General features: G+C 70.5%; 11 protein-coding genes and 1 pseudogene. 4 read left to right on the top strand and 8 right to left on the bottom strand.

Going from position 1 to position 14,222, the window contains the following annotated elements; genetic code table 11:
- Positions 1-35 precede the first annotated feature (35 nt).
- Both BHU15_RS02110 and BHU15_RS02105 read left to right on the top strand, forming a co-directional pair.
- The gene (locus tag BHU15_RS02110) at positions 36-2,279 is read left to right on the top strand and encodes a bifunctional glycosyltransferase/CDP-glycerol:glycerophosphate glycerophosphotransferase (RefSeq protein WP_069625587.1); all 2,244 of its coding nucleotides are present in this window, start codon (positions 36-38) and stop codon (positions 2,277-2,279) included.
- Between the two features lie 120 nt (positions 2,280-2,399).
- A complete protein-coding gene (locus BHU15_RS02105) occupies positions 2,400-3,272 on the top strand; it encodes a S1 family peptidase (protein WP_069625610.1) in 873 nt (290 codons plus the stop codon).
- A 31-nt stretch (positions 3,273-3,303) separates the two neighbouring features.
- On the opposite strand, the gene BHU15_RS02100 is transcribed toward BHU15_RS02105, so the two are convergent.
- Complete coding sequence (locus tag BHU15_RS02100; RefSeq protein WP_069625586.1) at positions 3,304-3,747, bottom strand: MarR family winged helix-turn-helix transcriptional regulator; 444 nt, start codon at positions 3,745-3,747, stop codon at positions 3,304-3,306.
- Between the two features lie 100 nt (positions 3,748-3,847).
- Here BHU15_RS02100 and BHU15_RS02095 point away from each other — a divergent pair, with 100 nt between their 5' ends.
- Positions 3,848-4,600 carry a dienelactone hydrolase family protein gene (locus tag BHU15_RS02095; protein ID WP_069625585.1) on the top strand — a complete coding sequence of 251 codons (753 nt, stop codon included), beginning with the start codon at positions 3,848-3,850 and terminating at the stop codon, positions 4,598-4,600.
- Between the two features lie 114 nt (positions 4,601-4,714).
- Positions 4,715-5,044: a hypothetical protein gene (locus tag BHU15_RS39020; protein WP_141726756.1), complete on the top strand. Its 330-nt coding sequence runs from the start codon at positions 4,715-4,717 to the stop codon at positions 5,042-5,044.
- A gap of 56 nt (positions 5,045-5,100) precedes the next feature.
- Here BHU15_RS39020 and BHU15_RS02085 read toward each other — a convergent pair whose 3' ends face one another.
- The 7 genes and pseudogenes from BHU15_RS02085 to BHU15_RS02060 all read right to left on the bottom strand — a co-directional run.
- Complete coding sequence (locus tag BHU15_RS02085) at positions 5,101-6,333, bottom strand: trypsin-like serine peptidase (RefSeq protein ID WP_171908298.1); 1,233 nt, start codon at positions 6,331-6,333, stop codon at positions 5,101-5,103.
- Between the two features lie 71 nt (positions 6,334-6,404).
- Positions 6,405-6,860 carry a nuclear transport factor 2 family protein gene (locus BHU15_RS02080; RefSeq protein ID WP_069625582.1) on the bottom strand — a complete coding sequence of 152 codons (456 nt, stop codon included), beginning with the start codon at positions 6,858-6,860 and terminating at the stop codon, positions 6,405-6,407.
- A gap of 112 nt (positions 6,861-6,972) precedes the next feature.
- Positions 6,973-7,176 (bottom strand): annotated as a pseudogene (locus tag BHU15_RS37940) (DUF397 domain-containing protein); the annotation flags it as partial.
- A gap of 153 nt (positions 7,177-7,329) precedes the next feature.
- Entirely contained in the window at positions 7,330-7,854 is a 525-nt protein-coding gene (locus tag BHU15_RS02075; protein WP_069625581.1) for a hypothetical protein, read from the bottom strand.
- A gap of 129 nt (positions 7,855-7,983) precedes the next feature.
- Positions 7,984-9,150, bottom strand: coding sequence for a glycosyltransferase (locus BHU15_RS02070; protein WP_069625580.1), 1,167 nt, complete (start codon positions 9,148-9,150; stop codon positions 7,984-7,986).
- Entirely contained in the window at positions 9,147-12,071 is a 2,925-nt protein-coding gene (locus BHU15_RS02065; RefSeq protein WP_069625579.1) for a bifunctional glycosyltransferase/CDP-glycerol:glycerophosphate glycerophosphotransferase, read from the bottom strand. The genes BHU15_RS02070 and BHU15_RS02065 overlap by 4 nt, the downstream gene beginning before the upstream one ends.
- A partial coding sequence (locus BHU15_RS02060) for a CDP-glycerol glycerophosphotransferase family protein (RefSeq protein ID WP_141726755.1) occupies positions 12,068-14,222 on the bottom strand: 2,155 nt, incomplete at its 5' end. The genes BHU15_RS02060 and BHU15_RS02065, both read right to left, overlap by 4 nt.

Here is a 14,222-nt window from a genome sequence, read left to right as displayed (position 1 = left end):
CGTAACCCGGTCACTCCATCGGCCGTTCCCGATCCATGGCCCGGTTCAGCATCATCGTCCCCGCGTACAAGGTCCAGGCGTACTTGCAGGAGTGCCTGCGGTCGGTGCTCGACCAGACCTACGAGGATTTCCAACTCATCGCCGTGGACGACGGATCACCCGACGCCTGCGGGTCGATCATCGACGAGACCGCCGCCGCCGACCCGCGTGTGGTCGCCGTACACCTGACGGAGAACGAGGGCCTCGGCCCCGCCCGTAACGCCGGGATGGCCCACGCAACGGGCGACTACCTGATCTTCCTCGACGGCGACGACACCCTCACTCCCGGCGCGCTCCAGACCATCGCCGACCGGCTGAAGGAGACGGACAGCCCGGACGTCCTGGTCTACGACTACGCCCGTACGTACTGGTCGGGCGAGGTCGTACGCAACATCCTTTCCGACCTCCTCGACGAGAGCGGCCCCGCGTCCTTCCGACTCACCGACAGGCCGGACCTGTTGAGGGTGCTGATGGTCGTCTGGAACAAGGCGTACAGCCGCGAGTACATCGCCCGGCAGAACTTCTCCTTCCCGCCGGGCTATTACGAGGACACGCCCTGGACCTTCCCCGTCCTGATGGCCGCCGAGTCGATCACGACGCTCGACCGCGTCTGCGTGCACTACCGGCAGCGGCGCCAGGGCAACATCCTGTCCACCACCAGCCGCAAGCACTTCGACATCTTCGACCAGTACGACCGGGTCTTCGCCTTCATCGACTCGCGCCCCGCGCTGGACGACTGGCGGCCCGTGCTGTTCCGGCGGATGCTCGACCACTTCTCCAAACTCGTGGCCGTACGGGGGCGGTTGCCGCGCCGCAGCCGCCCCGAGTTCTTCCGCAGGGCCCGCGCCCACCACCGCCGCCACCGCACCCCCGGCTCGGCGCCGCTGCTGCGGGCCCGGCTGCGCCACACACTGCTGCGGTTCGGCGCGCACCGCACGTACCGCGCCCTGTGGACGGCGCAGCGCGCGCAGATCGGCGCCCGGGACGCCGTCACGGCCCTCGGCCGGGCGCTGCGCGCACGGACGCTCCGACTTCACTACCGCATCCAACGATGCCTGCCCGTACGGCAGAACAGGGCGGTCTTCGCGGCGTACGACGGCCGGGGTTACGCGTGCAATCCGGCGGCCATCGAGGAGAAGGTGCGCGAACTCGCCCCGCACATCGGCACGTCGTGGATCGGCCGCGCCGAGTACCACCACACCGTGCCCACCGCCACGCGCAAGCTGCGCCCCGGCAGCTTCGGCTACTGGACGGCGCTCGCGCGCGACAAGTACCTCGTGAACAACGTCAACTTCGACCGGCACCTGGTCAAACGCCCGCAGCAGATCCTCCTCCAGACCCACCACGGCACCCCGCTCAAGTCCATGGGCCTCGACCTCCAGGACCATCCGGCCGCGGCCCGGCACACCGAGTTCGACCAACTCCTCGCGGGCGTCGACCAATGGGACTTCTCCCTCTCCGCGAACCGCCACTCCACCCTCGTCTGGGAGAAGGCGTACCCGGCCGGCCACACGGCGCTCGAATACGGCTACCCGCGCAACGACGTGTTCCAGCGGGCCACTTCGTCCGACGTCGCCCGACTGCGGGAGTCGCTGGGCATCCCCGAGGGCTTCACCGCCGTGCTGTACGCACCCACCCAGCGCGACTACCGGCGCACCCCGTACGTCCCGCTGGACCTGGAACGCCTGGTCCAGGCGCTGGGCCCGCGCTTCGTGGTACTGACCCGCGCCCACCACACGTACGAGGCCCCCCTGCCGCACACCCCGCACCCGCGCATCATCGACGTCTCGGGCCACCACCGGGTCGAGTCGCTGTGCCTGGCCGCCGACGCGCTCATCACGGACTACTCGTCGCTGATGTTCGACTACGTCAATCTGGACCGCCCCGTCGTGATCCACATCGACGACTGGGACGCGTACGAGGCGGCCCGCGGCACCTACTTCGACGTCCGCTCCTTCCCCCCGGGCGCGGTGGCACGCGACGAGGACGACCTGATCGACATCTTCACGACGGACCACTGGCGCGGCTCCCGCTCGGCCCAACTCCGCGCGGCCTTCCGGGCCCGCTTCTGCCCGTACGACGACGGCCTGGCGGCGGAACGTGTGGTCCGCCGCGTCTTCCTGGGTGAAACAACGGGCCTCCCCACCCCGGTCCCCCTGGAGGACCGCACCCCGGCCCCGTCTCCGCTGTCACTACCGGCCCAACGCCACGGCCGGAACATGTCGGACGCGAAACGCTGAGCGCTTGGCCTGCCGCAGGGGCGTGCGGGCGGCTCATTCCAGACTTGTCGGCGGGCGTACGGCGGTGAAATATGAGCGAACCCAGCGGATTGACGCAGGCATGACATGTCGGAGGACTTCATGAACCGCACTCCCGCCCCCCGCGCACGACTGATCGCCGTAGCCTCCGGGGTGCTGGCCGCCACCGCGCTGACCGCACCCGGCGCCACCGCCGACGACGCGGTCAGACCCACCGCGGCGCAGCTCACCGCGGCACACACCGCCCTGGCGCGCGCGGATGTCACCGGCAGCGCGTGGTACACCGACATGGCGACGGGCACGGTGGTGGTCACCGTGGACAGTACGGTCGACGCCGGCGAAGTCGCCGCGCTCACCAAGGCGGCGACAACACCGGCCGGGGCGCCCGAAATCAACCGCACCAACGGAAAGTTCACCAAGCACATCGCCGGAGGCGAGTACATCCTGCTACCCGGCGGCATCCGGTGTCTGATCGGCTTCAACGTGCAGGACGGCGCGGGCGTCAAGTACGCCCTGACCGCGGGCCACTGCACGGACACCGGCGACGTGACCAGCCTCGGCACCACCGTCAACTCCAGTTTCCCGGGCAACGACTACGCCCTCATCCGCTACTCGAACCAGAGTGCCGCCGAGGGTTCCGTCTACCTCCAGAACGGCTCCTACCAGGACATCACCAGCGCCGGCAGCCCCTTCATCGGACAGCGGATCACCACCAGCGCCCCCACGACGGGCGTGCGGAGCGGCACGGTCACCGGCCTGAACGCCACGGTCAACTACGGTGCGGACGGGATCGTCTACGGCCTGATCCAGAGCAACCTCTGCTCCGAGCCCGGCTCCAGCGGCGGCCCGGTCTACTCGGGCACGCAGGCCCTGGGCCTGATCTCGGGCGGCAGCGGCAATTGCAGCTCGGGAGGCACCACCTTCGCCCAGCCCGTGGTCGAGCCGCTCTCCGCCTACGGCGTGTCCGTCTTCTGATCCCACCTGCGGGCCCTCCGCCGGCCGCCCATCAACTCCCCGGCGAGTCGTGGTAATCCAGCAGGCGGGTCAACAACCGTACGAGCTGGTCGCGTTCGGCCGCGTCGAGTGGGGCGAGCAGTTCGTCGTGGAGGGCGTCCAGGACCTTGTCGAGGCGGCGTAGTCGGCGGCGGCCCGCAGGGGAAATCGTGATGACGTTACGGCGCTGGTCGTCTGGATCCGGTGCCCGCTCGACGAGTTGGCGCTGAGCCAGCTCGTTGAGCACGCCGACCATGTCGCTGCGGTAGATGCCGGTGCGCTTGCTCAGAGCAGCCTGGCTGGCCGGCCCGAAGTCCAGGAGCGAGGCGAGCACGGCGTAGTGCCACTTCCGCGCGTCGGCCTGGGCCAGACCCTCGTTGATCAGCCGGTCCGACCGCGCGGCCACCTGCGACAGCAGGCGGCTCGCCCGCTGACGCAGCCTGTCGTCACTGTTCATGGCCGTCACCCTACCCGTTGCGTTAGTCCAACTAACGATGTACGTTCACTCCCGCCCCGAACCCGTTAGTGCCACTAACACCAGATGAGGAAGATTCACCATTCCGACGAAGACAGTGCGGATTCCCACGACGGACGGCCTCCAGGCGGACGCGTTCGCCGCCCACCCCGACGACGGCGAGCGGCACCCGGCGGTGCTCGTGTACATGGACGCCTTCGGCCTGCGCCCCGCGCTCGAAGAGATGGCCCGCGAGCTGGCCGGGCACGGGTACTACGTGCTCGTACCCAACGTCTACTACCGGCACGGCCCGGGACCGGTGGTCGAACTCCCCGCGTACATCGGCGAAGACGTCCGCCCCGCGATCATCGACCGCCTGCGCCCCTTCATCGTCGCGCACACGACGGATCGGGTCCTGCGCGACGCCGACGCCTACCTCGGTTTCCTCGCCGCCCAGCCCGAGGTCACGGCGGGACGGATCGCCGTGACCGGCTACTGCATGGGCGGCCTCTGGGCGACCCGCACCGCACTGGCCCACCCGGACGAGGTGGCAGCCCTCGCGGTGTTCCACCCCGGCTTCCTGGTCACCGCCGCACCGGACAGCCCACACCGCCACTTCGCCGCGCTCACCGCCGAGGTCCATGTCGGCCTCTCGGAGAACGACATGTCCCCCGAGGCGGTCACCGAACTCAACGAGGCGCTGGACGCGGCGGGTGTCACCCACACCACCGAGATCTACCCGGACACGGCCCACGGCTTCACGATGCCGGACACGGACGCGTTCAGCCCGACCGGGCTCCGGCACCACTGGGACCGGCTGCTCCCACTCCTGAACCGCACCCTGCCCAAGGACTGAGCCGCAGACCGTCACCGGCAACCGCCCGAGAGGGCCCGGCTCGCTGAGCGCCCCGCCCATGGCCCGCGAGGATGACACCATGGCGACGATGAGCATCGCGGGAGGGGAAACCTGATGGCACGTATGTGGATGGGGATCGCAGGCGCCGGTGTGGTGGCGGCTGTGGCCGCCGGGGCGTTCCTCGTCGGGGCGGCCTGGGAGGACTCGCTACCGCCGGTGACGGAGAGCGCGCGGCCCCCGGCCGAGTCGGCATATCCGCAGCCCCGGGCCGAGGCGGTCGAGGCGTGGACGGTCGAGTTGAAGAAAGCGGGCGAGGAACTCCCGGATAACTGGGAGGTCCTGACGACGGAAGAGATCAAGAGTCGATACGTGTCCCAGCGGGTCGCCAACGCGCCGAAAGCCGAGGACATCGATCCGGGCATGGCTCGCCCGGCGGGCGGCTGACTGACGACGGCTTGAGGCCCGCAGCCGTCGGGCTGCGGGCCTCGGCGCGCTTGGGATCAGTTGAGTTCGTTGATCCGGTTGATCACCGCGACGGCCTGGCTCCCGTGGTTCGAGGAGTACAGGTTGTCATTGATCCGCTCACCGCTGTCGTCGACTTCGACATGGCTGTTGGCGCCGACGATCTGGCCCTCGGTGGTGGCCATGGGGCCGCCGGACGCGCCGCCGCCCATGTCGCAGTCCATCTCAAGACGGTCGTCGAACGGGTTCAGGTTGGCGGCGTCCACGACGTTGCCTGTGCAGAAGAACTGCGTGTATCCGTCCATGTCCGTGCGGTTGTAGCCCTCGCCGGGGAAGCCGGAGTCGATGATGTCGGACCAGTCGGATCCGTCACCGAATCTGTAGCCGAGGGCACCGACGGTGTCGGCCAGATTGGTGTAGCCGGCCGGGGCCTTGACGGTGAAGGCGGCCAAGTCGCCTTCGTTGTAGTCCTTGTCCTGGGTCCACGCCTCCGGAGCTACGAAGGTCTGGGCGACCCATTCGCCCCACGGCGCGTCGTAGCCATTGGGGCTGGTGGCGGATTCCTTGTATCCAGGGATGAACAGGACCGAGTCGTGGAAGCCGTCGGCTCCGCTTCCGTCGCCGGGATGCACGCAGTGCCCGGCGGTCCAGACGGTGTTCTTGCCGTCGGCGATGATCGACGCACCGCTGCACCCGTGCGATTCACCTGCGGCGTCGACGTAAAGGATCTTGCCGACGATGACCGCGGGGATCGACTGGGGGAAGGGAACCTTCTCCGCGTGAGCCATCTCAGGCACGGCGGCCAACACCGCCGGGGAGCCGGTCGCGTCCCTACCGGCCGGGAGGAACCGCGGCGCCTCCGCCGTCAGGCGCGGACCCTCGCCCGCGTGGGCGGTCTTGGCCGCTCCGGTCGTCGCCTTGGCCGCGACGGCGGCTTCATGGGCGATGTCGATCTCGTCCTGCTTCTCGTTCGCCACGGCCTCCTTGACCCGGCTCGGGGTCCAGTAGTCGCGTGCGGTCGATGGGTCGGTCGCCTGCTCGCCAACCGTCACGCCGGGTGCGGAGGCCGGTGTGGACGTCTCTGCCGCCGACGCGGCGGACAGGGTGGCGGGGATCAGGGCCATCGCTGTCAGAACGGCGATCGCCGCCCCGCGAGTGCTGCGTATATGCACGCTGCTGCCTCTTTCAAATCGGTGCCTTGTTTGCTTTCGCACCGCAGCAGCGAACCACGGGGCCGCAGGCGATCCCCTAAACGCCCGCTGAACGACCATTGATTGAAGCCCAGTTGGGCCGATATACCGGGGGTCAGATCCGCAGGCCCGCTTTGCACCCCTGCCGCTACTCAAAGCCGCTCGGTCGGTCCGGCGAAGGCCAGATGCAGGGAACGAGAGCTGAGGAACCAACGGCCTTCGGCCTTGAGGAACGTGTCCTCGTAGTGGCCGACCTGCGTCGGGGCCCGCGGGGGCACCGGACCGCCGGTATGTCCGTCGACGCGGTACGTCGTGAAGTACGAGGTCGCGGTCGCTGTTGCCTCGGATGTGACGGTGACCAGGATGTTGGCGCACATCCGGCGCGAGAGCCGGTCCACGGGCCGACCGGCGAAGTACGACCGCAGGGCATCACGGCCCTGAATCCGACGACCGCCTTCCGTCCACTCCCAGAACCCGGCATCGGTGAACAGGTCGGCCACGTCGCCCGGGTCACCGAGATCGAGCTTGTGGACAAACTCGACGATGAGGCGTTCGCACGCTCGTTCAGCGATCAGACGGTCAGCGGGATCCAGTGCTTCAGCAACCATCCCCCATGTCGTATCAGGACGATCAAGCACACCGCGACAGCTTTTGAACGTTGGGACAGGCGCTCGGCTGGGTTTCCCAGCCGAGCGTTGTGCGCGACCAGCACTGCCGGGGTCAGCCGCCGCCGAACTCTCCGGCCTTGACGCCGGCCACGAGGGAAGCGAACGAGCAGGCGGGGAGGTCAAGGACCGGGCCGTCCGTGGACTTGGAGTCACGGACGGGGACAACACCCCACGTAGCCGCGAGGTTGACGGCGACCTCGACGCACGCGCCACCGTTGGCGCTGTACGAGGACGTGAACCAGCTGGGCTCGGTTGTGACGGGATGCCCTTTCGTACGTGATTGATCACGTCCACGGACGCAGTCTGCGACAGGGATTCGGCCCGCGTTCGACGCGCCAGGGCTACAGCGCCACTGGGACCGGCTGCTGCCGCTCCTGGCCCGCGCCCTGCCCACCGGTAAGGACGCCCCCTAGTGGCCGTGTCTGCCGTGGGTACGACGCCCACGAGCGCCTGGCTGTTCGCGGGGAAGCACGGGGCGCCGACTGGTTCCCGCGGCCGGACGCCGGTCGGCGGTCTCCAGACGCCGGGCGCGGCGGGCCAGTTCCTCTTGCTGCCGTGTGAGATTCCTCAGCCGCTCCCACTCACTGAGCACCCGCGCCTCCCGCGCGTCCTCGTGCTCGTTGATGGCCAAGGCGTAGGACGCCCCCATCACCTGCACCATCTCGATAGACGTGCTGATGCTCGCCCCGCACGCCTTCTCGGCGGCGGCTCGCGCATGCGGGTCGAGATACCCGTAGGCGTGGTTGTCCCTGCTCACCGAGTACGCGCTCTCCGCCTCGTGCTCGGCCCGGTTGAGCGCGATCAACTCCGTGTCCCCGCCCGGGTTGTAGTTCAGGGCGTACTCAAACCTGAGCGCGTGCCAGTGGTTTCCCTGTCGCCTTTCGAGCGCTTCTTCAATCATTTCCTCGATGCGGTTGAGCTGTTCCTCTTCCACGTCAACTTCCCTGTCTCCGGAGGGTCCGGCCAACGCCGGACACACCGAACGACAACGGCCCCGGGCCCTCGCCGGTTCACCGCGCCGACCCCGCCGTCGGGTACCGGTCCGGCGGCTTGAGGAGAGTCCCTAGCGGTCCAGCAGCGCGAACAAGTCGTGCCAGCGGCGCAGGATCTCGGCCTCCGAGTAGCGCTGGACATTGACGCGTGCCCGGTCCCCCAGGGTGTCCCGCAGCCGGGGGTTGCCCGTCAGGCGCAGCAGGCGGTCCGCCAGGGCCGCCGTGTCGCCCGGTGGGGCCAGGAGACCGTCCTCGCCGTCCGTGATGATCTCGCGGACGCCCGGCGCGCAGTCGAACGCCGCGCACGGGACCGCGCTCGCCATGGCTTCCATCAGGGCCAGCGGGAACCCTTCACCGCGTGAGGACTGGACGAAGACCGAGCTGGCGGCCAGGGCGCCCGCGACGTCGTCGGTGCGGCCCATCCACTCGACCGAGCCGTCCAGGCCGAGCGCCGTGCACTGCTTCTTCAGCGCGGCGGCGTCCTGGCCGGCGCCGTAGATCCGCAGCCGCCAGTCGGGGCGTTCGGCGGCCATCAGGGACCAGGATTCCAGGAGCAGGTCGATGCCCTTCTGGTCGTCCAGGCGGCCGATGCTCGCGACGGTCTTCTCGGTTCGTGGGGAGGGGAGTTCGGGCAGGGCGCCGAGTGCGTTGGGCAGGGCGCCGACGTTGTCGAAGCCCTCGGCGATCCAGGCGTCCGCGTCCTCCTGGGTGAGGGTGAGCCAGCGGTCGACCTGTGGGTAGCTGTTCTTGATCCAGCGGAAGCGGTGGCAGCGTTTGCTGTACTCGTACGACTCGTGGCTCATCCCGATCAGCCGCACACCCGCCGTGTCGGCCTCCAGGACCCACTCCATCGGCCAGACCTGGGTGACGATCACCAGGGCGCCGGGGCCGGCCGCGCGGAAGATCTCCGAGAGGCGTGCGACGGCGCGCCGCTTGTCCGCGACCCGGGCCGCCTCCCGGCGTCGCGCCCGCAGGTCGAAGTAGGCGAGCGGCGAGCGCGGGCGCCAGGGCGTGGGCGGGTGGGAGGGGTAGAGCGCGGTCACCGGATACGCGGGCGGCTCGGGCAGGGTGAGTTTCAGCTCGGCCTCGTGGATGCCGACGACCTGGACGCGGTGGCCGTGGGCGGCGAAGAGGCGCGCCATCTGGTGGGTCCAGGCGGTGACGCCGCCGAGGACGTCGGTGGCGTTGGCGAGGAGGATCAGCTCGCGCGGCACGGTGGCCAGCGTGGTCGCGGTCATCGGCGGGGCCTTCCTGCGAAGAGCACGTCCAGGGCGGTACGGGCGGCCTGGCCGCTCTCGTAGCCGCCGAACTTCTCGGCGAAGCGGGCGCGGTCCGCGCGGTGCGTGGCGTCGGACTGCTTCAACTCGTCCATGACTCGCAGGAGTTCGCCCTCGGTCTCGACCACGGGGCCGGGCGCCTCCGCACGCAGGTCGAAGTAGCTGCCGCGCTCCGCGACGTACGCGTCGAGGTCGGGCGTGAAGAAGACCATCGGCCGGTCCAGCAGGGCGTAGTCGAACATGATGGAGGAGTAGTCCGTGATCAACGCGTCCGCCAGGCAGAGGAGTTCGCTGACGTCGTGATGACCGGACACGTCGATCACGGTGCCGGGCGGGCAGACGGGCAGCGCGGCGGACTCCAGATAGTGCGCGCGTACCAGCAGGACGTACTCGTCACCGAACCGCTCCGCGAACTGACGCACGTCGAGCGGCAGTTGCGTGGTGCGGCCCTTCTTCGGCATACCCCGGAACGTCGGCGCGTACAGCACCACCTTGCGGTGGTCCGGGATCCCGAGGTCGGAAGCGACTGCCGGGCGGGGGAAGCGACCCTGGCTCTCGTCGGCGGCACGGGCCCGCACGAGGCGGTCGTTGCGCGGATAGCCGCAGGCCACCAGGGATTCGGCGGGCTGCCGGTAGTCGCGGGCCAAGGTCGCCACGTCGTGCTCGGACCTGACGAGGAAGTGGTCGAAGCGGGCGAGCGCCGCGCTCAACTTGTCGCGCTCGGAGGCGTTCTGCGCCTTGATACGGCTCTCGGCGAAGCCCATGCGTTTGTACGCGGAGCCGTGCCAGGTCTGGAGGTACGTCGTGGCCGCCGGCTTCTTCAGGTCGAGCGGGAAGCCCTGGTTGTCGACCCAGTACTGGGCACGGGCCAGTGCCCACAGATAGCGCCAGGACAGCCGGCGCACCAGCGTGACGTCCGTGGGGAATCCGTCGGCGGACGTCGCGTACGACCAGGTGCAGCGCACCCCGCGCCGGCCCTGGGCGCGCAGTTCCTCGTGGATGGCGCGCGGGCTGTCGCCGTAGCACTTGCCCATGTGGCTCTCGAAGACCACCGAGCCCTTGCGGACGGGGAGCCGGATCAGCAGCCGGTTGTAGACGCGCGTCTTGACGGAGCGGGCGAAGATCCGGTCGAAGCGCCGCCGCACCCCCTTGACCAGCCTCTTCGCCTTGCGGGCCGGGCGGAAGTGGGTGAGGTAGTGGACGGCCGCCGCCGCGAGTCGGCCAGGGCGGCGGCGGGCGTGGAGTTGCAGCGCGAGGTGGTGTTTGACGGTGACGTACGGCTTCCAGCTGTCGCCGAACAGCCGGCCCCGGCGCGGTCGCGCCCGGAAGTGGCCCGCGGCCTCGACCCGGTCCCGCTCCAGGAACAGGGGGCCGGTGGTGGTGCCGTCGGGCGTGTGCAGGGCGAAGTGCGGGTCGCACACGCGGTCCCTGGCGCCGCCGACGCGCAGCAGCGCGCCGATGTCGACGGCCGCACGCCAGCGAAGTGCGTCGGAGTCGCGCCAGACCTCGTCCACGGGCGTACGGAAGACCAGCCGACCGTCGGTGCCGCGTACCAAGAACTCCAGGGTTGCCGTCAACGGCACTTCAGACGAGCGAAGTTGGAGCGGAGTCGGCAGCCGTCCTTCGAGGACGAGCCGGTCGCCCTCCTGGCCGCAGTGGGTGAGGTGGTTCAGCAACGGAGTGTCGGCGAGCGGCTGGTACTGGTGGCCCAGCTCCGTGACGTCGAGCGCCGCCCGCGCACGCGGGTCGTCGGGCAACGCCGTACCCCAGTACACCCGTCCGTCCCGTTCGCTGAGCGCCGAGGTTACGGCGCCGGGCCTGCCGAGCGCGTATCCGGCGGCCAGTGCGCCCTCCGCGTCGCCGTCCGCGAGGAGTTGGAGGCAGACCCGTTCCAGGGGCGGCAGGTCCAGCCGCAGGTCCGGGTCGGTCCGGGCGGCGGGCAGCGCGGCGACCAGTGCGGCGGCGCGGGCGCGTTCGTCCGCGTCGAGCCTCGGGAACTGCCGGGCGAGCGGCACGAGTTGGTCGGCCAGGAACGCCCGGTCGCGGGCCTCGCGCAGCGCCGTATCACCCTGGAGTAAGGGCAGTTGGGCGACCCGTACGTGTGCGGCGAGCTGCCCCTCCAACGTGCCGGCCGGGTCGTCGGCCGCCCGGCCGCTGACGATCAGGTTGGGGACGAGCGCGATCCGCCCTGCGGTGGCGGCCAGTTGGGCGCCGAACAGGATCTCGCCGCGCTCCAGATCCTCGGCGTACCGCAGTCCTTCCCGCTCCAGGAGGGCCGTACGTACGCAGAATCCGGTCACCAGGGCGTCGGCGACGACGAGTTCGGGCGCCTCGGACAGCGCCTCGACGGTGCGGGAGCGCGCGTACAGCTCGCTCTCGACGAGCCGGGCCGGGGGCTGCTCCTTGGCACGGCGGCCCGCCCGCCGGGTCCAGCGGCCGGCGGCGAGTTCGGTGCCGGAGCGTTCGGCGGCCTCCCAGAGATTGCGGCAGGCGTCCCGCTGGAGGCGTTCGCCCTCGCCGAGCACGATGACGTACCGGCCGCGCGCCTGGTCCAGGCCGTGGTTGCGGAGCACGGCGGTGGTCGGGGTCTCGGCGCCGGACGTGACGATCCGCACGCGCGCCGGGTCCAGCGCGGCGAGTTCGTCGGCGACGGCGCGTACGTCGTCGGCGGCCGACTCGGGGTCGTCGTCGGATCCCACGGCCCGTCCCGTGGTCCGACCCGTGGTCCGTCCCGTGGCGGGCGCGGCCGTGACGGTCAGGCCGAGCACCACCACGGCCTCGGTGGCGCGCATGGTCTGCGCGACGACGGACTCGACGGACCTGCGCAGCGCCTGCGGATCCGCTCCGGCGGTGACGACGCAGCTGATCTCGACCGTGCTCATGCGCCGCCCCCCACGGGCATGAGGTCCGCGACCTTGGCGGCGGCGGTGCCGTCCTCGAAGTCGCAGAAGACCTGCCGGAACTGCTCGTACGCGGGGGTGGCCTCCGGGGTTCCCGGGGCTCGCAGCGCGGCCACGAGCGCGGCGGTGTCGGTGACGATCGGTCCGGGCGCCGCCGACTCGAAGTCGAAGTAGAAGCCGCGCAGCGTGTCCCGGTAGTGCTCCAGGTCGTACGCGTGGAAGTACATGGGGCGGCCCGTCTGCGCGAAGTCGAACATCAGCGACGAGTAGTCGGTGACCAGGGCGTCGCTGATCAGCATCAGCTCGGCGACGTCCGGGTAGCGGGACACGTCCCGTACGAAGCCGGCCGCGCCGCCTCCCCCGTCGCCCCCCGCGCCGGGGATCGATCCGCCGACCAGATAGTGGCGGCGCACGAGCAGGACATGGTCCTCCGCCAGCTCCCGCGCGGCCTGTTCCAGGTCGAGTTGGAGGTCGAGCCCGTACCGGCCGCCCTTCTTGGGCTGGTCCTCGCGCCACGTCGGGGCGTACAGGATCACGCGCTTGCCCTCGGGGATCCCGAGGAGTTCGCGTACGGCGTCGGCGACCTTGTCCCGGTCGGTCGCGTGCAGCAGGTCGTTGCGCGGGTAGCCGGACTCCAGGACCGTGCCCTCGTAGCCGAAGGCGCGGCGCATGATCGGGGTGGAGAAGCGGTTGGGCGAGACGAGCACGCTCCACTGAGCGGCCCGGCGCGGCAGGGTCGCGATGTACGCCTCGTCCGCGTGGGCGGTGCCCGTCAGGTCGCGGCCGATGCGCTTGAGCGGGGTGCCGTGCCAGGTCTGGACGACGTACTGGCCCTCCGCCCGCTCGAACCACTCGGGCAGTTGGGTGTTGCTGACGACGCACCGGCTGCGCGCCAGCGCCTCGTACCAGTCGGCGCTGTGCAGTTCGACGGCGCGGGCGCCGCGCGGCAGGGTCACCTGCCGATCGCGTACGACCCACAGATGCTCCACCGGGGCCTGCCTGCGCAGCAGTTCCTCGTGGACGGCGCGCGGGGAGTCGGAGTACTGCCGGCCGTCGAAGCTGCTGTAGAGCACGGCGTCGCGCAGCGGTCCCGCGGCGCGGGCGCTCGCGTAGACGGAGCGCAGCCGCTGCTGCCGGTACGCGCCGCGGTCCTGTTCCGGGAGTACGGATCCGGAGTGCAGCTGGAGCATGTCCTGACGGAGCCGGTCGAGGGTGAACTCCCGGCCGTCCAGGGTGCGTACGAGGGGGAGTGTCTGGTGCCGCGAGGGCTGAATCCGTACGGCCGTGTAGCGCTCGGGGTCGCTCTCGCCGGGTTCCCGGACGTACAAGAGCCAGCGTCCCTCGGCCAGTTGGCGCAGCCCGTGCAGCCCTTGGACGGCGGCGGGCCGCAGTGCCGTACGGAACCGGCCGTCGGCGAGTGTGTCGACCGGGAAGACGATCTCCTCGCGGTGGCCGCTGTGCCTCAGCACCAACTCGGCTGCCTGGAGCGCGGGTTGACTGCCGTGCAGGATCAGCTCACCGTCCGCCGTCCAGTCGAGCGCGTCGACCACCGGCTGCTCGGTCTGGTCGCTGAGGACGAGGTCGCCCGCCGCGTTGGCGGTGACGTACAGCTCGCGGCCGTCGGCGAGGCCGTAGTGTCCGGGCCGGACCGCGCCACGGGCGGCCACGGCGATGCGGCTGCCGCCGGCCCGTACGAGATGGACGCCCCAGGGGACGGTGGACCGCCGGCGCGCGGAGGGGTCGCCGAAGGCCGAGAGCGGGACGTCGGCGCTGAAGCTGCCGTCCACGAGGCGCAGAGGTACCTCGTGGACGTCCTTGGTGTACCAGTTCTGGACGGCCAGCGCGCTCGGCGGATTGCCGGTGGCATGGAGCGTGCCTTCGAGGCGTACGGCCTCGCCCTCGGCCACGTGGCCGGTGAGCAGGGCGTGTACGGGCTCCACGCGCAGTTCGAGCTTGTTGCCGGAGAGCGCGGGCACGACGCGCGTGGTGTCGTCCACGTAGTGCACGGCCGGTACGGCGGGCGCCCCGGCCGACCCCGTCAGCCGCAGCGGGCCCCGGCGCAGCCGCCCCGCCCCGATGACGCCCATCTCCAGCTTCCAGACGGTGCGGGCGGAGCCGTAAGTCAGGCTCCGC

This window comes from Streptomyces niveus (genome assembly GCF_001723055.1).
GTDB classification, from domain to species: Bacteria; Actinomycetota; Actinomycetes; order Streptomycetales; family Streptomycetaceae; genus Streptomyces; species Streptomyces niveus.
This window is presented reverse-complemented; position numbering and strand designations above follow the sequence as displayed.

Bases quoted from the DNA above. Each gene is read 5' to 3' on its own strand.
- BHU15_RS02105 (WP_069625610.1), top strand. From the start codon at position 2,400: ATGAACCGCACTCCCGCCCCCCGCGCACGACTGATCGCCGTAGCCTCC.
- BHU15_RS02065 (WP_069625579.1), bottom strand. From the start codon at position 12,071: ATGAGCACGGTCGAGATCAGCTGCGTCGTCACCGCCGGAGCGGATCCG.
- BHU15_RS02085 (WP_171908298.1), bottom strand. From the start codon at position 6,333: ATGGTCGTTCAGCGGGCGTTTAGGGGATCGCCTGCGGCCCCGTGGTTC.
- BHU15_RS02110 (WP_069625587.1), top strand. From the start codon at position 36: ATGGCCCGGTTCAGCATCATCGTCCCCGCGTACAAGGTCCAGGCGTAC.
- BHU15_RS39020 (WP_141726756.1), top strand. From the start codon at position 4,715: ATGGCACGTATGTGGATGGGGATCGCAGGCGCCGGTGTGGTGGCGGCT.
- BHU15_RS02070 (WP_069625580.1), bottom strand. From the start codon at position 9,150: ATGACCGCGACCACGCTGGCCACCGTGCCGCGCGAGCTGATCCTCCTC.
- BHU15_RS02080 (WP_069625582.1), bottom strand. From the start codon at position 6,860: ATGGTTGCTGAAGCACTGGATCCCGCTGACCGTCTGATCGCTGAACGA.
- BHU15_RS02100 (WP_069625586.1), bottom strand. From the start codon at position 3,747: ATGAACAGTGACGACAGGCTGCGTCAGCGGGCGAGCCGCCTGCTGTCG.